Source organism: Kocuria oxytropis, assembly GCF_040981195.1.
GTDB lineage: Bacteria > Actinomycetota > Actinomycetes > Actinomycetales > Micrococcaceae > Kocuria > Kocuria oxytropis.
In genome coordinates, this window is record NZ_JAVFXA010000001.1 from 94,731 (window position 1) to 116,120 (window position 21,390).

A 21,390-nucleotide genomic window follows, 5' to 3' on the forward strand; every position below is an offset into this window, starting at 1 on the left:
TTCGGGGACAGGCGACCGGGCGGGGACCGGGCGGGTCCCGCGCCGGATCAGGGGGCGGTGCGGTCGGTGTGCTGCGGCTGCTCGGGCTCCCCGACCGGCCGGAGGCGGGAGCGGTTGCCGAGCGCCTCGTTGACCGCGCGCACCAGGGAGTTCGCCCGGGCGTTGTCCGGCAGCTGTTCGATGAGCACCGGGTTGCCCGCCTGGTCGGCCAGGGGGACGCGCCAGTTGGGGTACTCGTCCCCCGTGCCCGGCTGGTTCTGCATCCGGCGCTCGCCGACCGCGTCCACGAGGGAGACGTTGAACAGCAGGGCCGGGGACTGCGCCAGGTAGCGGTGCAGCGCCTCGACCAGGCCCTGCTCGTCCGTGGCGTCCCCGTCGGGGAGCAGCCCGTCCGCGGCGACGGCCGCGAGGAACGTCTCGAGCTGCCGGCGCGCCTCGGCCCGCTCCTCCTCCACGGGGCGGGCCAGCAGGCCGAGCTCCTGGCGCACATCCACCTGGACGCCCTCCAGGAAGCCCGCGGTGGGCGGGAAGTCGTGGGTGTTCACGGAGGCCATGCTCAGCTCCCGGTACCGCGCCGGCGGCAGGGGCTCGTCGCCGTCCACCTCGAACCACAGGATCGACGTGCCCAGCACGCCGCGCTCCGCCAGGTACTCGCGCACCCACGGCTCGAGGGTGCCGAGGTCCTCCCCGACCACCACCGCCCCGGCCAGCTCGGCCTCGAGCGCGAGGATGCCCACCATCGCCTCGTGGTCGTAGTAGACGTAGGCGCCCTCGGAGGCCTCCTGGCCGTCCGGGATCCACCACAGCCGGAACAGGCCCAGGACGTGGTCCACGCGGATGCCCCCGGCGTGCCGGAAGATCGTGCGCAGCATGTCCCGCCAGGGCAGGTAGCCCGCCTCGGCCAGGCGCTCGGGGTGCCACGGGGGCTGGGACCAGTTCTGCCCCTTCTGGTTGTACATGTCCGCCGGCGCGCCCACGCTGACACCGGGGGCCAGCACGCCCTGGAGCGTCCAGGCGTCGGCGCCCTGCTTGTGCACCCCCACGGCGAGGTCGTGGATCACTCCGATGTCCATCCCGGCCAGGTGCGCGGCCCGCTGGGCGGCCTCGAGCTGCTCGTCCAGCAGCCACTGCATCCACACGTGGAAGTCGATCCGGTGGGACAGGCGGGTCCGCGCCTCCACCGCGTAGGGGGCCTCCGGGCCCGCCGCCACGTCGTCCCACTCGGGGGCGTCGTCGCCGAGCTCCTCCCGCAGCGCGCACCACAGGCCGAAGTCCTGCAGGCCCTGCCCGCCCTCGGCCACGAAGCGGCGCAGCTGCTGCTGACGCTGCGGGGAGCGGCGGACGGTGAACAGCAGCTCGAGGCTCTTCAGCTTGGCCGCGTAGGCCTTGTCCCGGTCGATGGTGCTGGTGTCGAGGTTGTCCTTGCGCTGGATCGCGGCCAGCGTGTTGACCACCTCGAGGTCGGCCGGGCGCAGGTAGGCGTACTCGGGGACCTCGGCGATGCGCAGGTAGAGGGGGTTGAAGAACCGGCGGCTGGTCGGCAGGTACGGCGAGGGCTCCACCGGCGGGACGGGCTCGGCGGCGTGCAGGGGGTTGACCAGCAGGTAGTCGGCCCCCTGCTCCCCCGAGATCGCGGCGAGGCTCGCGAGGTCCGAGATGTCGCCGACGCCCCACGACCGCCCGGAGGTGACCGAGTAGATCTGGGCCATGTAGCCCCAGCGGTGCCGCCCGTGCAGCCGGTCGGTGCTGGACAGGTGCCGCGGGGTGACGGCCAGCGGCGTCGTGACCGGGCGTCCGCCGTCGACCTCGGGGCACTCCGCGCGCACCTCGTACCAGCCCACGGGGAGGCCCTCGGGCACCTCGAAGGTGGCCTGGCCGGTGAGCACGCCGTCCACGTCCCTCGGGGAGCGCCAGTTGTCGACCTGGGGCGCCGTCGTCCGCGCGCCGTCCTCCGCCACGAGGCTCACCCGCACCATGGCACCGTGCGGGACGTGCGCCGCGAAGCGGGTGCGCTCGCCCGCGACGGCGACGACCACGGGCGGCAGCACCCGCCGCCAGGGAACCAGCTCCCGGTCGGCGAGGCACGCCTCGACCGCGGCGTCGTCGGCGGCGTCCGCGCCCAGCGCGGCGAGCACGGCGCGCAGGGTCGGCTCCGGGACCTCGCGCTCCTGTCCGTCGAACCCGGAGTAGGTCGTGGAGACCCGGTAGGACTCGGCGAGCCGGCGCAGCGCGCCGTCGGTGGTGGTGGTGTCGGCCATGGCCCCCACTCTATCCATGGGCACGGGACGAGCCGCAGACTGCTGACGGTCCGGGCGGCTACGCCAGGGTGCGGGCGACGTCGATGACGAAGCGGTAGCGCACGTCCGAGGCGACCACCCGGTCGTAGGCGGCGTCGACGTCGTCGGCGCCGATCAGCTCGATCTCGGACTCCACGCCGTGCTCGGCGCAGAAGTCCAGCATCTCCTGGGTCTGCGGGATCCCTCCGACCATCGACCCGGTGAGCACGCGCTGGCGCGCCGCGAGCGCCATGGCCCGCACGCTGTACGGCTCGGTGGGCAGTCCCACGGAGCACAGCACGCCGTCGACCCGCAGCAGGGAGAGGTACTGCTCGATGGGCAGGTCCGCGGAGACGGTGTTGAGGATCAGGTCGAAGCGGCCCTTGTTGCGCTCGAAGGTCTCCGGGTCCTTCGTGGCCCAGTAGTCGCCGGCCCCGAACGCCAGCCCGTCCTCCTGCTTGGACAGGCTCTGGCTGAGCACGGTGACCTCCGCGCCCATGGCGGCGGCGATCTTCACGGCGACGTGGCCCAGACCGCCCATGCCGAGGACGGCGACCCGCCGGCCGGGGCCGGCGCCCCAGCGCCGGAGCGGGGCGTAGGTGGTGATCCCGGCGCACAGCAGCGGGGCGGCCCGGGCGGGGTCCAGGGCCTCGGGCACGCGCAGCACGAAGCGCTCGTCGACCACGACCGCGCCGCTGTAGCCGCCCCGGGTGACGGCGCCGTCGGGCTGGGGCGTGTTGTAGGTGGCCGTCACGCCCTCGGTGCAGAACTGCTCCTGCCCGTCGGTGCAGTACTCGCACCGGCCGCAGGAGTCGACGAAGCAGCCGACGCCCACGGTGTCACCGGGGACGAAGCCGGTCACGGCCTCCCCGACGGCGCTGACGCGGCCGACGATCTCGTGCCCGGGGGTGACGGGGTAGTGCGTGCCGCCCCACTCGTCGCGGGCCACGTGGATGTCGGAGTGGCAGATGCCGGCGAAGAGGATCTCGATCGCGACGTCGCTCGGTCCCACCGGGCGGCGCTCGATCGTGGTGCGGTGGAAGCCGGAGTCGGCGGAGACGGCCTCGAGGGCGGGGACGGTGGTCATGGAGTGCTCCTGTCGTGGTGCGGATGTCGTGCTGCGGACGTCGTGGAGGGGTGCCGGGGCGCGGTGCTCGTGGTGCCGGCGCCGTGGACCGGCGACCGCCGGGCGGTGCCCGTGCGCGGGAGGGACGCCGGGGGCGCGCCCCCGGGGATCGGCGACGCCCTACGGGGCGGGCCGGCCGGGTGCGCTCACCAGGCGCCGGCGACGAGCTCGTAGGACCTGGCGCGCACCTCGGGGTCGTGTGCGTAGCTGTTGAGGATCAGTTCGTCGGCCCGGGTGAGCTCGACGACCTGCTCGAGGTCCTCGACCACCCGCTCGGGCGTGCCCACCGCCGAGACGGCGAGGTGCTCCTGCACCATGCCGGCCTCCGCGGCGGTGAGCTCGACCCGCTCGACCGGGGGCTGGAGCGGGCGCCGGTCGTTGCGGGCGATCCCGCGCACCAGCAGCTGGTGGGTGGTGAACTGGTGCCGCGCCTCCTCGTCGGTGTCGGCCGCGAGGACGTTGGCGGCCACCATCACGTGCGGGCGCTCGACCGTGGCGGTCGGGGCGTGCGCGTCGAAGCGCTGCCGGTACAGGGCGATGGCGTCCATGATCCTGGCCGGGGCGAAGTGGGAGGCGAACGCGTAGGGCAGGCCGAGGCGGGCGGCGACCTCCGCGCCGCCCGTCGAGGAGCCGAGGATCCACAGGGGAACGTCCGTCCCCCGGGCCACGGGCGCCCGGACGGCCTCCTGCTCCTGGCCGCCGAACAGGCGCAGCAGCCGGCGCACGTCGGTCTCGAAGGTGTCGTGCCCGGCCTGGCCGCGCCGCAGCTCGAGGGCGGTGCGCATGTCGGTGCCGGGGGCCCGGCCCAGGCCGAGCTCCACCCGGCCCGGGTGGAAGTTGGCGAGCGTGCCGAAGGCCTCGGCCACGGTCAGCGGCACGTGGTTGGGCAGCATGATCCCGCCGGAGCCCACGCGCAGGTGCTCCGTGGCGGCGAGGGCCTGGCCGATGAGCACCGCCGTGGCGGAGGACGCGAACGCCTCCGTGTTGTGGTGCTCGGCGTACCACAGGCGCCGGTATCCGGCGGTGTCGAGGCGGCGGGCGAGGTCGACCGCCTCACGGAGGGCGTCCGCGGTGGAACGGCCCTCGGACAGGGGCACGAGGTCGAGGGCGGACAGCGGGACGTGGGACGTGGTGGGCAAGGGCGGTGCTTCTTCCGTCGGGGATGGCACGAAGGGGTCCGGTGGCGGCAACACCCCGGGGCGGACCGGTTATTCCGGGAGTTGTCCTGCTCACACGCCCGCCGCGGGCGGGCGCGGGTGGGGCACCATGGGAGCATGACGTCCTTCCCCGCCCCCACGCCGTCGCTGCCCACGCCCTCCTCCGAGCTGCCGGCCCCCGCCCCCGGGTGGGTCCCGTCGTGCGTCGTGTTCGACTGCGACGGCATCCTCATGGACACGGAGGCGAACTGGGCGCGGGTCCAGCGGAGCGTCTGCGAGAGCCACGGGCTGGAGTTCACCGAGGACCTGGAGCGCCGGATGATGGGCTGGTCCGCGGCGGACGTCGCCACGGCGATCGCCGACGCCGCGCAGGCCGACCGCGCCGCGGTCCACGCCGAGGTGCTGCGCACGGAGGAGCGCACGCTGAGCGGTCACATCGTCCCGCTGCCGGGTGCGCTCGAGACGGTGCGCGCGTTCGCCGAACGGCTGCCCGTGGCCGTGGCCAGCAACTCCACGAGCAAGATCCTCGGCGTGAAACTGGAGGAGGCCGGTTTCGCCCCCCACCTGCGCACGTGGGTCTCCTCCGAGGACGTGCCCCGCGGCAAGCCGGCCCCGGACATCTACGCCGAGGCCGTCCGGCGGCTGGGCTTCGCCCCGGGCGAGGCCCTGGCGGTGGAGGACTCCGTGGTCGGCGCGACCTCGGCCGTGGCGGCGGGACTGGTGGTCGTCGCCGTGCCGTCGGTCCCCGGCGGCGATCCGGTGCCCGCCCACCACCGGGCGACCGCACTGACCGACCCGGCCTTCCGGGAGCTCGTGTCCCGCTGGCTGGGCTGACGGCGGGCGCCCGGGGCGCTCAGCGGTTCCAGAGACCGTAGGTCTGCGCGAGCTCGGAGACCTTGCGGGCCCGGGCCAGGCGCGGCAGGTAGCTGCCGTCGCCCACGACGTGCCCGGAGTCGTGCTGGGTGATGAGCTCGCGCGCCCACGTGATCTCCTGCTCGCTCGGGGCGAGGTTGCGGTTGATCCCGTCCGTCTGCTGCGGGTCGAGGCACAGCTTGCCGGTCATGCCCATGGACTGCGTCACGGCGCACGCCTCGGCGAGCTCCTGGTCCGAGGCGCCCAGGGTGGGGCCGTCGATCGGTCCGGGCAGCTCGCCCACCCGGGACGCCACCACGAGGCTCGAGCGCGCGAACGCCAGCGCCAGGGGGTCCGCGCTGACCCCCGTGTCCCGGCGGAAGTCACCGACCCCGAACGCGAGCCGGAACACCCCGGGGGCCCGGGCGATGTCGTTGGCGTTCATGATCCCCACGGCCGACTCGATGAGGGCGACCACCGGGGTGCCGGCCGGAGCCATCATGGCCGTCTTGGTGATGTGGTCGGGGTGCTCCGTCTTGGCCAGCATGATCCCGCGCAGGTGGCCGACCCGGCTCAGGGCGGCCAGGTCCTGCTCCCAGTAGGGGGTCGTGATGTCGTTGATCCGCACCCAGGCGCTCGCCCCGGCCTCGAAGGCCTCCACCACGTTGCGGCGGGCCTCGTCCTTGCCCTCGGCGGGGATGGCGTCCTCGATGTCGAAGACGACGGAGTCCGCCTCCGAGGCGAGCGCCGCCGGGAAGACGGAGGGGTCGGCGGCCGACGTCAGCAGCCACGAACGGGACAGGCGGGCGGGCAGCGCGGCGGCGCGCTGATTGCGGTAGGGGGCCACGGAGGGGTCCTTTCCGGGTGGGGAGCGGCGGGGACGGCGGCCCCGGGGACACCCGCCCCCGCGGTCCGGCCCGGGCCGTAGGAGCTGTCCAGTCTAGGCGTCCCGCCGGGCCGGCGGGACGCTCAGACGTCCAGGGGCGTGTGACGTCGGTCTACCCGTTCCCCGGCCACGACGGGGCCCGGGGCCGTGCCGGCCCCGAAGGGAGACCCGCCGAGGGCCTCCCGGCCGTGCGCGGACGTCCAGTTGCCCAGGTCGGGCCCCACCGGCACGATCCGGGACGGGTTGATGTCCTCGTGGACCACGAAGTAGTGCTGCTTGATCTGCTCGAAGTCCACGGTGTCGCCGAAGCCGGGGGTCTGGAAGAGGTCCCGCGCGTAGCCCCAGAGGTGGGGCATCTCGGTGAGCTTGTTGCGCGAGCACTTGAAGTGCGAGTGGTAGACGGGGTCGAAGCGCACCAGGGTGGTGAACAGCCGCACGTCCGCCTCGGTGATGTGCTCGCCCATGAGGTAGCGGCGGGTGGCGAGACGGTCCTCGAGCCAGTCCATGGCGGCCCACAGCCGCTCGTAAGCCTTCTCATGGGCCTGCTGGGAACCGGCGAAGCCGCACCGGTAGACCCCGTTGTTGACCTCGGTGTAGACCCGCTGCATGACCTCGCGCATCTCGTCCTCCAGCTCGGCCGGCCACAGGTCGGGGGCGCCCTCGCGGTGGTGGTCGACCCACTCCTTGGCGAGGTCCTCCGTGATCCGGGGGAAGTCGTTGGTCACGACCCTTCCGCTCGCGATCTCCACGACGGCGGGCACGGTGATCCCCCGCGGGTAGTCGGGGTAGCGGGCGAAGTACGCCTCCTGGAGGCGCTCGATGCCCAGCACCGGGTCCCGCCCGTCCGGGTCGAGGTCGAAGGTCCACGAGCGCACGTCGTGGACGGGGCCGGGCAGCCCCACGGACAGGACGTCCTCGAGCCCCAGGAGCCGCCGCACGATCAGGGTGCGGTTGGCCCACGGGCACGCGCGCGCCGCCACGAGGCGGTAGCGCCCGGGTTCGACGGGCCAGGCCTGCGCCCCCTCCGGGACGGCGGCGGTGGCCGGGTCGCGGACGATCCGGTCCTCGATGTAGGTGGTGTCCCGGGTGAACTCCTCGCCGGGGTGCACGTAGGCACCGGCGGTGCTGTGCTCGGACCGCTGGGCGCTGCGCTGTGACATGGTGGCTCCTCGCTGGGCGGAGGTCGGGGTGCGGTGCTCCGGGGGCAGGCGCTCGGGGCGCCGCCGCCCGGGAGGGCGTCCGGCGCGACGTCCGCACCGCCCGCCCTGCTTTTTGATGATATGTCCATCACAGCGGCGGCGCCAGGCGCGGCACGACGTCGGGGGGCGAGGTCTACAGTGGAGGCGTCCAGCACCCTTCCAGCACGGAAACAGTCCGCCCATGAGCACCCACGGCAACGAGCCCGAGTTCGGGCAGCGCCTCCCCCCGGAGCACGTCCCGCCCCGGACGGCACCCCGCGCGGCACACCGGCCGGCGACCTCCCCGCGGGCGGCCCGGCGGATGGCGCGCGGACTCTCCTTCACCCTCGTGATGCTGGGCCTGCTGATCGGCGGCGGGCTCGCCGCCCTGGGCAGCGCCTGGGGATGGGCCATCGGAGCACTCCTCGTCCTGCCCGGCCTCGTGGGCTTCACCGTCGTCCAGGCGCAGCTGCACCCGGCCCTCCGGGACGCCTCGGTCCCACCGCTGCGGAGCCGCTCGAGGCTGTGGCTCGTCCCCGCCGGCCTGCTGGTGCTGGGCGCCCTGCTGCTGGCCGGGGCGCTCGGGGCCCAGCCGCTGCTGGCGGGCACCGACCGCGCCCACCAGGTGGAGGAGTACGTCAGCGTCCTGGTCGTCTCGGGGATGACCCTGGTGGTCGCCGCCGGCCTGGGGTTCGGCCTCGTGGCCATGGCCTCGTTCACCCCGGTCGACGACGACGACTCCCCGCTGCGCCCCACGGGGTACGCCGAGCGCCTCCGGCGGCCGGCACGCGGCCCCGTGGACCACTACGACTCGGAGTGGATCCGCGGCCGCCGGACGCGGTACGGCCGCGGCGCCGGGGACGACCCGGGGAACGAACCGCCGGCCGATTGACATTTGTTGATATGTCAATCTAAACTGGGCTCTTTCCCGATCCACGAGAGGACCGCCGCATGAGCCACCCGGAGCCCGACGAGGTCAACTGGCTGACGGAGGAGGAGCAGCGGGTCTGGCGCGGCTTCCTGGCCCTGAGCCGCGGCATGCAGACCGCGGTGGACCGCCAGCTGTCGCGGGACAGCGCCCTGTCCGGCTCCGAGTACGAGGTCCTCGTCCTGCTCTCGGAGAGCAGCACCGGCGTGATCCGCTCCCGCGACCTCCTGCACGAGCTCGGCTGGGAGCGCAGCCGCCTGTCCCACCTGCTCTCCCGCATGGCCCGGCGCGGGCTGCTCGAGCGGCTGCCGTGCGACAGCGACGCGCGCGGCCTCGACGTGCGGATCACCCCGGAGGGGCTGCAGGCGATCCAGGCCTCGGCTCCCGGTCATCTCGAACTGGTGCGGGCCGCGCTCATCGACCACCTGACGCAGGAGGAGATGGACGCGCTGCTCTCCGTCTCGAACAAGGTGCTCCCCCGGCTCGAGGAGCTCGGACTGTGCTGACCCGGGGCCTGCTCGCCGGCCTCTCCTGACGCGACGGACTCCCGGCCTGCCCCCGGACAGGGGACAGGCCCTGCCGCATGGGGGGATCGGCAGGGCCTGTCAGGCATCCCGATCGGGGGAATGGGACGCCGGTCGCCGGCAGGAACCGTCCGGAGGCAGATGGGGGGATCACCTCCGGGCCATCGCCGACGACAGATTTACCTTAGACCCAGTGATCTGCATGAGCAAGCCGACTGTGCGTTTTGTGGCCGTGCCGCCGCCGCGCGCGGCGATTCCCGCCGGACGTGCACCGACGGACGGGCACCGACGGACGGGCACGGGCGGACAGGCGCCGACGGGCGGACACCCGTCACCGGGCCCGCCGGGCACGAGAGAACCCCCTGACACGAGGGAACCCGGACACGCGAGCGCCCGGACATGGGAGCGCCCGGACATGGGAGCGCCCGGACATGGGAGCGCCCGGACATGGGAGCGCCCCCGCCGGCCTGAGCCGGCGGGGGCGCTCCCCGCGCACCACGGGCGTGGCGCGCGGGGCCGGACCTACTTGGTCTGGCCCTCCTTGGCGAGGACGTAGTCGTAGACGACCTCCTCGCCCTCGCCGCCGTCGGTGCGCGGCTTGGGGTCGAGCATCAGCTCGGGCTTGACGGCCGAGGCGATGTCGTCCTCGTTGTGCGGGTCCCCCGGGAAGTACAGCTGCTGGGTGACCAGCTGGTAGCCCGGCGCGGAGACCTTGATGTGGATGTGCGCCGGGCGCCAGGCGTGCCAGCCGGCCGCACTGATGAGCTGCCCGCAGGCCCCGTCGGTGGGGATCTGGTACGGGGCCGGGCGCTTGGTGTTGATCTCGAAGTACCCGTTCTCGTCGGCCTTCACCGTGCCGCGGAACAGCCACTCGGGCAGCTCAGGGGCGTACTGGGAGTAGAAGCCGTTGGCGTCGGCGTGCCAGATCTCCACCTGGGCGCCCTGCAGCGGGTTGCCGTCGGTGTCGGTGAACCGGCCTTTGAACAGCAGCGGAGTGCCGGGCTCGTCCTCGCGCATCTCCAGCGTGGCCGGGGTGGGCAGCACCGGGGAGTCGGGCACGTAGTAGGGGCCCTCGATGGTGCCGACGGCACCGGGGCGCTCCTGGGAGTTGACGTCCTCGATGGTGTGCTCCAGCCACACGTCCAGGAACAGCGGCCACTCCCCGTCGGTGCCGACCTTGATCAGCCACGCCTTCAGCGCGTTGTACTCCTCGTAGGTGACCTGGTGCTCGACCGCGATGTCGTTGATCGCCTTGATCGCCGCACCGGCCAGCAGGGACACCCGCTCCTTCGGCACGTCCAGCTTCGCCAGCTTGCCCGAGGCGGCGAACCGCTCGGTCGCCTTGGACCCGGCCTCGACCGCGGTGCCCTCGTTCTCCTTGCGCGTCGCCGCGCCGGTCTCCGTCATGGTGTTCTCCACATTCCTCGTTGAAGGGTCGTCGGGGACACGCCGCGTCCAGGGCTTTCGGCCCGGGACCGGCGCCCCGGCCCGGGGCGTTCTGCTGTGACTCCGGACACGTCGACGTCCCCCTCAGCCTAGGCGGACGATCAGGACGCTACAAATATCGATTAGGCCACTTCTTTGCACCCAATGTGGCATAAAGACACCCTGGGTTACTCCTAGGGTTTTGCCTGATGTGATCGGAGTCACGGACCACCAGACTGGTCTGCATACCCTCCGGCACGAGCCGGTCGCGGCGGGGCCCCGGGTCCCCGCGTCCCGGTCGGACGTCCTGCCCGGCCGTCCCGCGCCGGCGTCCCACCCGGACATCCCGATCAGAAGGAGCACGTCATGACCGAGAACCTGACCCACGTCCGCGAGGTCCTCTCCGACGCCGTGGTGGACGACCGCGAGAACGGCGTCATCCGTGCCAAGCGGGAGATCTTCACCGACGAGGAGATCTTCGAGCTGGAGATGAAGTACATCTTCGAGGGCAACTGGGTGTACCTCGCTCACGAGTCGCAGATCCCGAACGTGGGCGACTACTTCACCACCTACATCGGTCGCACCCCGGTCGTGATCACCCGCGACAAGGAGGAGAAGCTCAACTGCATCGTCAACGCGTGCTCCCACCGCGGCGCGATGCTGTGCCGGCGCAAGACGGACAACCGCACCACCTTCACCTGCCCCTTCCACGGCTGGACGTTCAAGAACTCCGGCGAGCTGCTCAAGGTCAAGGACGGCCGCAACGGCGGCTACCCGGAGAACTTCAACAAGGAGGGCTCGCACGACCTCACCAAGGTGGCCCGCTTCGAGTCCTACCGCGGCTTCCTGTTCGGCTCCCTGAACCCCGACGTGCTGCCCCTCGAGGAGCACCTGGGCGACGCCACCACGGTGATCGACTCGATCGTGGACCAGTCCCCCGAGGGCCTCGAGGTCCTCCGCGGCGCCTCGACCTACACCTACGACGGCAACTGGAAGGTCCAGGCGGAGAACGGCGCCGACGGCTACCACGTGACCTCCGTGCACTGGAACTACGCCGCCACCACCGCCCGCCGCACCGCCGGGGACTCCGCCAACAAGACCAAGGCCATGGACGCCGGCAAGTGGGGCAAGGTCAAGGGCGGGTTCTACTCCTACGAGCACGGCCACCTGCTGCTGTGGCAGGAGTGGACCAACCCGCAGGACCGCCCGCTGTGGGACCGCCGCGAGGAGCTCGTCGACAAGTACGGCGAGGAGATGGCGAACTTCATGATCAACATCTCGCGCAACCTCTGCCTGTACCCGAACGTGTACATCATGGACCAGTTCTCCTCGCAGATCCGGCACTTCCGCCCGATCTCCGCGGACCAGACGGAGGTCACCATCTACTGCATCGCCCCCAAGGGCGAGTCGCAGGAGAACCGCTCCAAGCGGATCCGCCAGTACGAGGACTTCTTCAACGCGACCGGCATGGCGACCCCGGACGACCTCGAGGAGTTCCGCTCCTGCAACAAGACCTACTGGGCCACCTCCGCGCCGTGGAACGACATGTCCCGCGGGGCCGCGCACGAGATCCAGGGCCCGGACGAGCAGGCCCAGGCCCTCGGCATGACCCGCGTCATCGCCTCCGGGGTGCGCACCGAGGACGAGGGCCTGTACCCGATCCAGCACAGCTTCTGGAAGGACGTCATGGACAAGGGTCTGGCCGCGGAGGAGCGCGCCGCCGAGCAGTCCGCCCCCGTGACCGCCTGAGCCCGACTCCTCCGAACCACAGAAAGAGTGCAGAACACCATGGCCAACCTGCTGAACCCCGTGACGGCGCTGAAGACCGCCGAGGAGATCGCGACCCTCGAGACCGTGCGCGCCTTCCTCTACAAGGAGGCGCGCCTGCTGGACGACCGCCAGTTCGACGAGTGGCTCGAGTGCTACCACCCGGACTCCGAGTTCTGGATGCCCTCCTGGGGCGACGACGACCAGCTGACCGAGGACCCCCAGAACGAGATCTCCCTGATCTACTACGACAACCGCGGCGGCATCGAGGACCGCGTGTTCCGCATCAAGACGGACCGCTCCTCCGCCACGTCCCTGCCGGACCCCCGCACCGGGCACAACATCACCGATGTGGAGGTCCTCGCCCAGGACGGCGACCAAGTGCAGGTCCGCTTCAACTGGTTCACGCTGTACTTCCGCTACAACACGACGGACACGTACTTCGGCACCAGCTTCTACACGATCGACCTCTCGGGCGAGAAGCCCGTCATCCTGAAGAAGAAGGTCGTCCTGAAGAACGACTACATCCACCACGTCGTGGACGTCTACATGATCTGACGCCGGCCGCGGCCGGCCCTGCCCCGGGGCCGGCCGCGCACGGACCGTCAGCACCCCCGTGCTCGGCGAGCACCCCCACAGACTTTTCCGGGCCGCGCGGACGCGGCCCCCCACCCAGGAGGAAATCATGGGCCACCAGGTAGCCCTCAGCTTCGAGGACGGCGTCACGAAGGTCGTCAAGGTCGGCGACTACGAGACCGTCCTGGACGCCGCCTACAAGGCGCGCATCAACATCCCCGCGGACTGCCGGGACGGCGCCTGCGGCACCTGCAAGGCCTTCTGCGACTCCGGCACCTTCGACCCCGGGGACTTCATCGACGACGCCATGACCGAGGACGAGCTCGAGAAGGGCTACCTGCTCACCTGCCAGGCGGTCCCCGAGTCCGACATGGCCATCCAGATCCCGGCGACCGCCGAGTCCGCGAAGACCTCCGCGGCCACGTTCAGCTCCACGCTCCAGGAGCTCGAGAAGCACTCCGAGTCGACGATCTCCTTCACCCTCGACGTCGAGCAGCGGGAGGAGCTCGCGTTCCTGCCGGGGCAGTACGTCAACATCAAGGTCCCCGGCACCGACGCCGAGCGCTCCTACTCCTTCAGCAGCGGCCCCGACGTCGAGGGCGCGGGCTTCATGGTGCGCATCACCCCGCAGGGGGCGATGTCCGAGTACCTGCGCGACCGCGCCCAGGTCGGCGACAGCATCGAGTTCACCGGCCCCTACGGTTCGTTCTTCCTGCGCGAGCCGAAGCGCCCGCTGCTGCTGCTGGCCGGGGGCACCGGCCTGGCGCCGCTGCTGTCGATCCTGGAGAAGCTCGCCGAGAACCCGCCCGCCACCCCGGTGCACCTGATCTACGGCGTGACCCGGGAGGCCGACATCGTGGGCCTCGACCGGATCCGTGCGTACGAGTCCAGGCTGCCGGCGTTCACCTGGGACTACATCGCCTCCGAGGAGGGCACCTCCGCCCCCCACACCGGCTACGTCACCCAGATCATCGAGCCGTCCCACCTCAACGACGGGGACGTCGACGTCTACCTCTGCGGGCCGCCGCCCATGGTCAACGCCGTCTCCTCGTGGCTGGACCGCGAGGGGATCGAGCCCGCGAACTTCTACTTCGAGCGGTTCGCGCCGAAGGAGACCACCGGAGGCGACGCCGAGACCGGCGCCCCTCCGTCCCCGGAGAAGGTGGCCGCCGAGGGCGACACCATGACCCGCACCGAGGCGGTCTCCTCGATGGAGACCGGCCGCCTGGAGTTCCGCAAGGAGGACAGCTTCGCCCACCTCGACGCCCGGATGGGTCTCGAGCTCGCCGTCACCGAGCTCATGATGGGCCGGCTGAGCGAGGAGCAGCTGCACCAGTTCCGCCGTCTCGCCGAGGCCACCACCCACTCCGTGGGCGCCGGCACGGTCTCGGACCCCGAGGAGTACGTGCGGACCAACGAGGAGTTCCACGAGTACCTCTTCGTGGTCAGCGACAACCCGGCGCTGCTGGAGTCCTACCGCCGGCTCGACGTGCGCGAGCAGATGGCCGCGACCTTCCAGAAGGGCACCGAGATCTTCGCCCGGGTCGCCCAGGACCACCTCGACGTCGTCGCGGCCTTCGAGTCGGGCGACAAGGAGCGGGCCCGCGAGGTCATCATGGCCCACGCCCGCGACGCCAAGGAGACCATGTCCACGGCGATCGACGTCAAGGAGGCCGGCAACTGATGGGCGCGCCGTACGCGGGACAGTTCGTCACCCCGGGCCGCTTCGCCGGCAAGGTCGCGGTCGTGACCGGCGCCGCACAGGGGATCGGGCAGAAGGTCGCCGAACGGATCGGCGCCGAGGGCGGCACGGTCGTGCTCGTGGACCGCTCCGAGCTCGTGCACGAGGTCGCGCAGGGCATCGCCGAGGCGGCGGAGGCGTCCGGCTCGGGCGGTGCCGCCACCGCGGTCACCGCGGACCTGGAGACCTTCGCGGGGGCCCAGCAGGCCGTCGAGGCCGCGCTCACGGCCCACGGCCGGGTGGACGTGCTCGTGAACAACGTGGGCGGCACCATCTGGGCCCGGCCCTACGAGGAGTACGACGAGGAGAAGATCGAGAAGGAGATCCGCCGTTCGCTCTTCCCCACCCTGTGGACCTGCCGCGCCGTGCTCCCGGCCATGCTGGAGCAGGGCGCGGGCACGATCGTCAACGTCTCCTCGGTGGCCACCCGGGGGCTGCACCGCGTGCCCTACGCCGCGGCCAAGGGCGGGGTCAACGCCCTGACCCAGTCCCTGGCCATGGAGGTCGCCGGCCGGGGCGTGCGCGTGGTCGCCACCGCCCCCGGCGGCACGGAGGCCCCGCCCCGGAAGGTCAGGCGCGGACCCGAGGCCGAGAGCGCCACCGAGAAGGACTGGTACCAGGTGATCGTGGACCAGACCGTGGACTCCTCGTTCCTGAAGCGCTACGGCACCCTCGACGAGCAGGCCGCGCCCATCGTGTTCCTCGCCTCCGACGAGGCGTCCTACGTCACCGGCAGCGTCCTCCCGGTCGCCGGCGGTGACCTCGGCTGAGCGGTCCCCGGCGCGACGCCCGCCGGCGTGGCCGCGGCCCGGCCGCGGGTAGACTCGCGGCCATGACGGAGGGGCTGCGCCACGGGGACTCCGGGGAGGAGCTCCCCCTGGTGGGGCGGGCCGGCGCGCTCGAGGAGCTCGTCGAGGTCCTGCGCACCGTGCGCAGGGGCCACGTCCGCACGGTGGTGCTCGACGGCCCCACGGGCTCGGGCAAGACCGCGCTGCTCGAGCTGTTCCTGGAGCACTGCCGTTCCTCGGCCCGGGGCGTCCGGGTGCTGAGCGCCACCGGCGACGAGTGGGAGTCCCAGCTGGCCCTGGCCGGCTACAGCCAGCTCATGCTCGCCACGCCGCTGCGCTCGTCCCGGGGCTTCGACGGCCGCCCCGCCCCGTCCTCGGCCCCGGTCGCGGAGCTGAGCCCGGCGCAGGCGGTGAACCACGCCGCGACCCTGAGCACCCACCTGGAGAGCCTGCAGACCCGCGGGAGCGTGGTGGTCGCCGTCGACGACGCCCACCGGCTGGACGAGCAGAGCCTGCGGATCCTGGTCTTCGTGATGCGCCGGCTGCACGGCAAGCGGGTCATGTTCGTCGTGGCCCTGGACTCCTCGCAGGCCCGGCGCGTCCCGGCGGGGGTGCTCGACTTCCTCACCGGCCACCAGGTGCAGCGCCTGCCCCTCGAGCCGTTCGGGGTGGACGAGGTGCGCACCGCGGCCCGCCGCTACTTCGACCTCGACCTCAGCGCCTCCGCCGCGCACCGGCTCGTGCGGCACACCGGAGGGCTCCCGCAGCAGGTGCTCGAGCTGCTGCGGGAGCTGCCCGAGGAGACCTGGCACACCTGGTTCGCGGACCTGCCGGCGAGCTCCCGGGTGCGCGCCCGCGTGCGCAGCGTCCTCTCCGCGGCCTCCCCCGACCTGGTCAGCACGGCCGAGGCGGTCTCCGTGCTGGGCCGCAGCGCGGGCCTGGCGGAGGTGGGCCACGTGAGCGGGGTGGAGGCCCTGATGGCGGCCCTCGACGAGGGCCACCGCGCCGGGCTGCTGGACCTGGCCGTGGACCAGGCCCGCTCGGTCGTGCAGTTCCTCGAACCCGGTGCGGCGGAGGCCGTCTACGGGCTGGTCGTGCCCAGCCGGCGGATCGAGCTGCACCGGCGGTCCTCGGCGGTCGTGCAGGACGAGGGCGACCGGCTCGGTCACCGCGTCTCCGCCACCCCGGGCCCGGACGAGGAGCTGGCCGCCGAGCTCGAGGCCTTCGCGGCGCGTCAGGCGATGGTGGGCGCCTGGCAGGACGTCGCCACGGCGCTGTTCTCGGCGTCCCGGCTCTCGGCGGACCCGCGGGCCCGCAACGACCGCCTGCTCCGGGCCGTGGACGCCCTGGTCGGCTCGGGCAACATCGCCCAGGCCGACATCTGGACGGCCGCCGTGGACGCGATGCCGTCCTCCCCCCTGCGCTCGTCGGTGCTCGGCTACCTCTCCACGGTGTCCGGGCAGAACCGCAGCGCGCAGGCCCAGCTCGAGATGGCGTGGCGCACGAGCAACCGGCAGCGGGACCCCGCGGCCGCTGCGCAGATCGCCCAGCGCTTCGTGCTGCACGGCGTGGCCTCCTGGGACGGACCCGTCATCACTCGGTGGGCGGAGACCGCGATGTCCCTCACCGCTCCCGGCGCCCCGGCCCACATCGAGTCCGAGGCCATCTACGGCCTGGGCCTGTTCGCCCAGGGACGGCTGCAGGACGCCGAGGCCTCCTACGAGCGGGCGTTCGAGCACGCCGCGGAGAACGCCCAGAAGCAGCGCGTCCAGATGGGCGCCGGGTGGCTCGCCCTGCGCGCCGACGACGTCGAGATCGCGCTCGTGAACTTCCAGGCGGCCGCCCCCACGGAGTACCGGGGCGGGTCGCTGCGGATCTCCCTCTGGGCGGAGGCGTGGCTGGCGCGCACCCAGCTGGTGCTGGGCGACTGGGACGCGGCGGCGGCCACGGTCTCCCGGGCCGCGGTGCGCCTCGAGACCTCCCAGATGCCGCTCATCCGCCCGCTGCTGTACTGGACCGCCGCGGAGCTGTGGTCCATGCGCGGGGACTGGGACCGGGCCCGCCACTACGTCTCCCAGGCGGCCGTGCAGCCGGGCACCTACCCGGCCATGCAGGTCCCGGCCAGCCTCGCGCGGGCGCGCTTCCACGAGGCCCGCGCCGACTACGAGAGCGCCCTGGGGGTGCTGGAGCCGCTCACGGAGCTCGATCCGTGGACCGACGAGCGGGTCTCCTTCTGGCCGTGGCAGGACACCTACGTCAACGCCCTCGTCATGACCGACCGGGTCGAGGACGCGGACGCCTTCCTCGGCGCGTTCGAGCGGGTGCGCCGCGAGCGCCGGATCCCCTCCGACGAGGCCCGCACGGCGTGGGCCCGGGGCCGGATCCTCGCCGCCCAGGGCGACCCGGACGCCGCCCGGGAGCACTTCGAGGCGGCCCTCGGGCAGCTGCGCGGGCTGAACCGCCCGTACCTGCGCGCCAGGATCAGCTTCGCCTTCGGGCAGAGCATGCGCCGGGCGGGCAAACGGCGGCTGGCCTCCACGGTGCTGCGGACCGCCCGGGACCTCTACGACTCCCTCGGGGCGGCGACCTACGTGGACCGCTGCGACCGTGAGCTCAAGGCGACCGGCCTCGACGTCGGGAACCTGCCCGACCCCTCCGACCCGGTGCTCGCCGCCGTGGGGCGGACCACGGTGCAGCTCACCGCCCAGGAGCAGGCTGTGGCCGAGCTCGTCTCGGGCGGGGCGACCAACAAGGAGACCGCCCGGGCCCTGTTCCTCGCGGAGAAGACCGTGCAGTACCACCTGACCCGGATCTACGGGAAGCTCGGGATCCGCTCCCGCAGCGAGCTCGCCGCCCGCTACCGCTCTCCCGAATGACCGCGAGGTGGCAGCCGACGGCCACGCCCGGTGCCCGGGTCGCCGTCGGCCGCCACCTCGCGGGGCGGGGCCGTGCTGCGGGAGGCCGCTACTTCACGTCGGAGGGGTGCTTGGCCAGCGGCACCACGGTGATGTCCATGTAGGGGAACAGCGGCAGGTGCTGCAGGACGTCGTGCAGCTCGTCGTGGGACTCCACGTCTAAGACCGAGTAGTTCGCGTACTCGCCGACCACGCGCCAGATCTCGGGCCACTTCCCGGAGCGCTGGAGCTCCTGGGAGTAGGCCTTCTCGGTGGCCTTGAGCTCCGCGGCCTCCTCGGCGGGCATGTCGGTGGGGAGGTTGACGTCCATGTGGACCAGGTACTTCACGGTGCGTCCTTCCGTCGGAGGGGTTGGGGTGCTGGAACAGGGGCTCCGGTGGTCCCGGAGCCGGGGACCGGTGCTACCGGTCCGTGCGGTACCGCGTGAGCTTGTCCTCGTCCACGGCGGTGCCCGTCCCGGGCACCTCCGGGACGCGGATCCGGCCGTCGGCGATGACCACGGGCTCGGCGAGGAGGTCGTCGGACATGTCCAGGAAGTTGGACAGCTCCCCGGCCCGCTTCGAGGTGTGGGCGAAGGCCGCGCCGAAGACCACGGAGGCGATCGTGCCGACCTGGGTGTCGATCTGGTTGCCCACGTAGACGTCCACGCCCATGCCCTCGGCCATGCCCACGATCTTGGCGGCCTCGGTGAACCCGGAGCGCGCCGTCTTCACCGCCAGCAGGTTCGCCCCGCCGGTGAGGATCTCCTTGGCGGCCTCCCCCAGGTTCGGGGCGGACTCGTCCGCGGCGATCGGGATCGGCGAGCGCTCCACCAGCCGGCGGCGGCCGAGCACCTCGCGGGCGTCGTCGGGCTCCTCGAGGAACTGCAGGCCCAGGTCGGCGGTGCGGCGCAGCACCTCCATGGCCTCGTTGGCGGACCAGCCGCGGTTGGCGTCCATGTAGAGCTCGGCGTCGTCGCCCAGGCCTTCGCGCAGCACGGCCGCGGCCTCGACGTCGAGGCCGATCGGGTGGCGGCCGGTCTTGAGCTTGAAGGTGGTGATGCCGTAGGTCTCGCGGAACTCCAGGGCCAGGTCCAGCAGCTCCTGGGCCGGCTTGAAGCCGAGCATGTGGGAGACCCGCATGGAGTCGGTGAACCCGCCCAGCAGCTTGCTCACCGGCCGGCCGAGGGCCTGGCCGATGACGTCCCACAGGGCGATGTCCACCGCGCCCTTGGCGGTCTGGTTGTGGATGGTGCGGGACAGCACGGCCTGGACCTTCTCGCGGTCCAGCACGTCGAGGCCGATCAGCTGCGGGGCGAAGACGTCCTCGACCACGGCCACGATGGACTTCTGGGTCTCGCCGTAGGTGTAGGGCCGCGGCGGGGTGTCGGCGGTGCCCACGATCCCGTCCTCGGTGCGGATCCGCACCAGCACGTGGTCCGCCTCGTGGACGGCGCCCGAGGCGAAGTGCAGCGGGTGGACGTAGGGGATCGAGTAGGGGATCGCCTCGATGGTCGCGATCTTCATGGGCGGGCGGGCCTTTCGTGAGCGGCTGGGTCGGGATCGCCGCCGGGGGCGCCGGGGACGCCGGCGGCGCCCTGGACGTCGACGACGAGGTCGATGAAGTTGTGCAGCAGGGCGGCGCGGTCCTCGCGCCGCCACGCGACGGCGAGCTCGATCTGCGGCGAGTGCTCGATGTCGCGGTAGACCACGCCCTCGAGCTGGAAGGCGCGCACCCCGGCGGGCACCACGGCCACCCCGCCGCCGGCGGCCACGAAGGACAGCAGCGTGGACGTCTCCCCCGCCACCTGGGCGATCCGGGGCTGGAACCCGGCCTGGCGGCAGAGGTCCGCGGCCGTGCGGTAGAGCACGGAGTCGGGCGGGTAGGTGATGAACTCCTGGTCCTGCAGCTCGTGCACGGCCACGGGCAGGTCCACGGCGAGGGCGCTGAAGGAGGGCAGCGCCACGACGAGCGGCTCCCGGGCGACCACCCGGTACTCGACGTCCGGGGAGGCCACGGGCGGGCGCAGCAGGGCGGCGTCCAGGGTGTGGTCCCGCAGCCCCTCCTCCATGGCCGGGGTCAGCATCTCGCCGTGCAGCGACAGCGACAGCCCCGGCATGGCCTCCTTCGCCCGCCGGACCACGCCCGGCATCACGCCGTAGGTGGCGGAGCCGGAGAAGCCGACGCGCAGCACCCCCGTGGCGCCCTGGCCCACCTGGTAGACGTCGGCCTTGAGGGCCTCGATCTCGTTGATGATCCGCCGTCCGCGGTCCAGGAGCACCTGGCCGGCGGCGGTGAGGTCCACCCGGCGGGTGGTCCGGTCCAGCAGTCGCACCCCCAGCTGCTCCTCGAACTGGCGGATCTGCTGGGACAGCGGCGGCTGGGCCATGTGCAGGCGCTTGGCGGCGCGGCCGAAGTGGCGCTCCTCGGCCACGGCGATGAAGTAGGTGAGCTGCCGGATCTCCATCGTGGGCTGCCGTCCTTCCGCTCGGTCCGGGGGACCGTACTCGACCGCCACCCCTGTATTGATTGCCAGAGTACACCGAAACAAGCGGATTAGGACACCCAGACATTTCAATCCCGACGTGGTGCGCCGCTGCGCCCGGCAACCGCGGTCCGTGACCGGGACGCGCCGAGGTGGTGCAATGGGGCCATGCGCACCGACATCACCGCCGACCGGCACGGCTCCTTCGCCCGGGCGGTCAAGTCCCTCGTGGTCCCCCGCCCCATCGCGTGGGTCAGCACGCGCTCGGCCGCCGGGATCGACAACCTCGCCCCGCACTCGTTCTTCACGGTGGCCTCCGAGAACCCCACGATCGTCCAGTTCGTCTCGGTCGGGGAGAAGGACAGCCTTCGCAACATCCGGCACAACGGGCAGTTCGTGGTCAACTTCGCGCCCGCCGGGCTGTTCGAACAGATCAACGCGACCGGCACCGACTACCCGCCCGAGCTCAGCGAGTTCGACGCCGTGGGTCTGACCCGGGAGCCCTCCCGCACCGTGGACGTCCCCCGGGTGGCCGAGTCCCCCGCCGCCATCGAGTGCCGGCTGCACGCCGAGCCCGTCCCCGTGGGCGACAGCTTCCTGGTCCTCGGCGCGGTGACCCACGTGGTGGTGGACGAGCGGGCCCTGGACGAACGGGGTCCGGTGGTCTCGGCGCTGGGGCCGATCGCCCGGCTCGGGCGCGACGAGTGGGGCGAGCTGGGGCGGATCCGCTCGATCCGCAGGACCCCCTACCGGGACCTCGCCCCGGAGGCGGACCTGCCCTGAGGCG

At 72.5% G+C, this 21,390-nt stretch carries 18 protein-coding genes; 9 read left to right on the plus strand and 9 right to left on the minus strand.

Annotated elements, in window-relative coordinates; genetic code table 11:
- Nucleotides 1-47: 47 nt before the first annotated feature.
- The 3 genes from malQ to QYM41_RS00450 all read right to left on the minus strand — a co-directional run bounded on the left by malQ (nt 48) and on the right by QYM41_RS00450 (nt 4,541).
- Nucleotides 48-2,258, minus strand: a complete 2,211-nt coding sequence (gene malQ / locus QYM41_RS00440) for a 4-alpha-glucanotransferase (RefSeq protein ID WP_368797765.1) — start codon at nt 2,256-2,258, stop codon at nt 48-50.
- 58 nt (nt 2,259-2,316) lie between these two features.
- Entirely contained in the window at nt 2,317-3,363 is a 1,047-nt protein-coding gene (locus QYM41_RS00445; protein ID WP_368797766.1) for an NAD(P)-dependent alcohol dehydrogenase, read from the minus strand.
- Between the two features lie 185 nt (nt 3,364-3,548).
- A complete protein-coding gene (locus QYM41_RS00450; protein ID WP_368797767.1) occupies nt 3,549-4,541 on the minus strand; it encodes an LLM class flavin-dependent oxidoreductase in 993 nt (330 codons plus the stop codon).
- Between the two features lie 135 nt (nt 4,542-4,676).
- Between QYM41_RS00450 and QYM41_RS00455 the strand changes: the two genes are divergently transcribed.
- Nucleotides 4,677-5,393, plus strand: coding sequence for an HAD family hydrolase (locus QYM41_RS00455; RefSeq protein ID WP_368797768.1), 717 nt, complete (start codon nt 4,677-4,679; stop codon nt 5,391-5,393).
- Nucleotides 5,394-5,412: 19 nt separating this feature from the next.
- Here the strand turns inward: QYM41_RS00455 and QYM41_RS00460 are convergent, their stop codons facing one another.
- A complete protein-coding gene (locus QYM41_RS00460) occupies nt 5,413-6,258 on the minus strand; it encodes an HpcH/HpaI aldolase/citrate lyase family protein (RefSeq protein WP_368797769.1) in 846 nt (281 codons plus the stop codon).
- A 122-nt stretch (nt 6,259-6,380) separates the two neighbouring features.
- Nucleotides 6,381-7,457 carry a glutathione S-transferase family protein gene (locus tag QYM41_RS00465; RefSeq protein ID WP_368797770.1) on the minus strand — a complete coding sequence of 359 codons (1,077 nt, stop codon included), beginning with the start codon at nt 7,455-7,457 and terminating at the stop codon, nt 6,381-6,383.
- Between the two features lie 220 nt (nt 7,458-7,677).
- On the opposite strand from QYM41_RS00465, the gene QYM41_RS00470 reads away from it, so the two are divergent.
- Both QYM41_RS00470 and QYM41_RS00475 read left to right on the plus strand, forming a co-directional pair.
- Nucleotides 7,678-8,367 (plus strand): hypothetical protein, encoded by a 690-nt coding sequence (locus QYM41_RS00470; protein WP_368797771.1) that lies wholly within the window; start codon nt 7,678-7,680, stop codon nt 8,365-8,367.
- 59 nt (nt 8,368-8,426) lie between these two features.
- Nucleotides 8,427-8,909: a MarR family winged helix-turn-helix transcriptional regulator gene (locus QYM41_RS00475; protein ID WP_368797772.1), complete on the plus strand. Its 483-nt coding sequence runs from the start codon at nt 8,427-8,429 to the stop codon at nt 8,907-8,909.
- Nucleotides 8,910-9,449: 540 nt separating this feature from the next.
- On the opposite strand, the gene catA is transcribed toward QYM41_RS00475, so the two are convergent.
- Nucleotides 9,450-10,334 carry a catechol 1,2-dioxygenase gene (gene catA / locus QYM41_RS00480; protein WP_368797773.1) on the minus strand — a complete coding sequence of 295 codons (885 nt, stop codon included), beginning with the start codon at nt 10,332-10,334 and terminating at the stop codon, nt 9,450-9,452.
- A 384-nt stretch (nt 10,335-10,718) separates the two neighbouring features.
- Here catA and benA point away from each other — a divergent pair, with 384 nt between their 5' ends.
- The 5 genes from benA (at nt 10,719) to QYM41_RS00505 (ending at nt 18,100) form a co-directional block, all read left to right on the plus strand.
- Nucleotides 10,719-12,101: a benzoate 1,2-dioxygenase large subunit gene (gene benA / locus QYM41_RS00485; RefSeq protein WP_368797774.1), complete on the plus strand. Its 1,383-nt coding sequence runs from the start codon at nt 10,719-10,721 to the stop codon at nt 12,099-12,101.
- Between the two features lie 39 nt (nt 12,102-12,140).
- Nucleotides 12,141-12,677: a benzoate 1,2-dioxygenase small subunit gene (gene benB, locus QYM41_RS00490; RefSeq protein WP_368797775.1), complete on the plus strand. Its 537-nt coding sequence runs from the start codon at nt 12,141-12,143 to the stop codon at nt 12,675-12,677.
- A 127-nt stretch (nt 12,678-12,804) separates the two neighbouring features.
- Nucleotides 12,805-14,379, plus strand: a complete 1,575-nt coding sequence (benC, locus tag QYM41_RS00495) for a benzoate 1,2-dioxygenase electron transfer component BenC (protein ID WP_368797776.1) — start codon at nt 12,805-12,807, stop codon at nt 14,377-14,379.
- Nucleotides 14,379-15,206, plus strand: coding sequence for a 1,6-dihydroxycyclohexa-2,4-diene-1-carboxylate dehydrogenase (locus tag QYM41_RS00500; RefSeq protein ID WP_368797777.1), 828 nt, complete (start codon nt 14,379-14,381; stop codon nt 15,204-15,206). The genes benC and QYM41_RS00500 overlap by 1 nt, the downstream gene beginning before the upstream one ends.
- Nucleotides 15,207-15,268: 62 nt before the next feature.
- Entirely contained in the window at nt 15,269-18,100 is a 2,832-nt protein-coding gene (locus QYM41_RS00505) for a helix-turn-helix transcriptional regulator (protein WP_368797778.1), read from the plus strand.
- 88 nt (nt 18,101-18,188) lie between these two features.
- Here the strand turns inward: QYM41_RS00505 and catC are convergent, their stop codons facing one another.
- The 3 genes from catC to QYM41_RS00520 all read right to left on the minus strand — a co-directional run bounded on the left by catC (nt 18,189) and on the right by QYM41_RS00520 (nt 20,585).
- Nucleotides 18,189-18,467: a muconolactone Delta-isomerase gene (gene catC / locus QYM41_RS00510; RefSeq protein WP_368797779.1), complete on the minus strand. Its 279-nt coding sequence runs from the start codon at nt 18,465-18,467 to the stop codon at nt 18,189-18,191.
- A 73-nt stretch (nt 18,468-18,540) separates the two neighbouring features.
- Nucleotides 18,541-19,644, minus strand: a complete 1,104-nt coding sequence (locus tag QYM41_RS00515) for a mandelate racemase/muconate lactonizing enzyme family protein (RefSeq protein WP_368797780.1) — start codon at nt 19,642-19,644, stop codon at nt 18,541-18,543.
- Nucleotides 19,641-20,585, minus strand: coding sequence for a LysR substrate-binding domain-containing protein (locus tag QYM41_RS00520; protein ID WP_368797781.1), 945 nt, complete (start codon nt 20,583-20,585; stop codon nt 19,641-19,643). Before QYM41_RS00520 ends, QYM41_RS00515 begins: the two co-directional genes overlap by 4 nt.
- Before the next feature lie 186 nt (nt 20,586-20,771).
- Here QYM41_RS00520 and QYM41_RS00525 point away from each other — a divergent pair, with 186 nt between their 5' ends.
- Entirely contained in the window at nt 20,772-21,386 is a 615-nt protein-coding gene (locus tag QYM41_RS00525) for a flavin reductase family protein (RefSeq protein ID WP_368797782.1), read from the plus strand.
- Nucleotides 21,387-21,390: the final 4 nt, after the last annotated feature.